A 1,077-nucleotide genomic window follows, 5' to 3' on the forward strand; every position below is an offset into this window, starting at 1 on the left:
GGCTCTACCGCTTGCTTTAGCCTTTGAATACATGTCTACAAAATCTTTCCTAATACTATCTGATATGTCATTTCTACGAACCATATCAAAGAGTTTCTCTAAAGCGCACATGTTTACTTTCATTGTTTTTTCAGTGCAATAAGAAGTCTTTTGCTCTAACCAAGCCTTTACATGCTCGTATTGAACATCCACAAGCCTTTTTATGCCTTGTCTTTTCATATCATCTGCAAATTCTTTCATAATACCAGCGTATCGTGTATAAGTTGAAAAAGAGTGAATGTAAGGGCTTGGCCTACCAGTGGATTTCTCAATATTCTTACGGGACATACCAATACCTTGTTTGAGTTGCCAAAGAACGCTCTTTACAGCTTTTCTTATCGGTAGATGCACTACTATATCAACATTAATTTCTTGCTTCATGTTTAGACCCACACTCTACTTAGGTGAGAGTAAAACCCACGTTTTAGGAAAACGTGATAACCTAATTACTACTAAATATAGTCAGGCTGTTTAATTTGTCAACAATTTTTTTACGGAAACCCCGTTTCCGTATACATTGTATACGCCCCCAATCCATACCTTTAGCCTGGTTTTATCGCTTCTTATATGCCCGTGGTCGCACTTAACAAGTAGCTATCGCTATGGAAGGGGCACTTCGTCCCCTTCCAAACCTTCCCCAGACTTAGGGGTAAAACTACCCCTAAGAACCCCAACTTGCCTTGGCTTCCTAACGGAAGCCTTCGGCAAGGACAAAAAATATATCAAAAGATTTAAAGAAATTTTCTAAAAAAAAATAAGAAAGTCAATTTAGTATCTAAAACGTCTAACCCTCTGAAAACTACCTCTAAAACTCCTTACCAGTCAATGGTTTGCTGACGCCAAAATATCAAAATCGTAGTATTCCCACCTTCTTAATTTTTTATGCCAGCAAAATATTGATGTATCGTAAGCAAGAATACCAAAAGTATATTGTCTATCAATAGAAAGAAAGGGAAAAATTAGAAAATTTAATTTCTCTAAAAATGCTTAGAAAGAATATCTCTTATCTCGTCTAAAGAGTTGGCCTTGAAGATAGGT

General features: G+C 36.6%; 1 protein-coding gene. It reads right to left on the reverse strand.

The window, feature by feature from the left end; translation table 11 throughout:
• A partial coding sequence (locus ACYQZV_RS09035; RefSeq protein WP_459895304.1) for a hypothetical protein occupies nt 1–420 on the reverse strand: 420 nt, incomplete at its 3' end.
• Nucleotides 421–1,077: the final 657 nt, after the last annotated feature.

This window comes from Hydrogenobaculum acidophilum, from assembly GCF_054656715.1.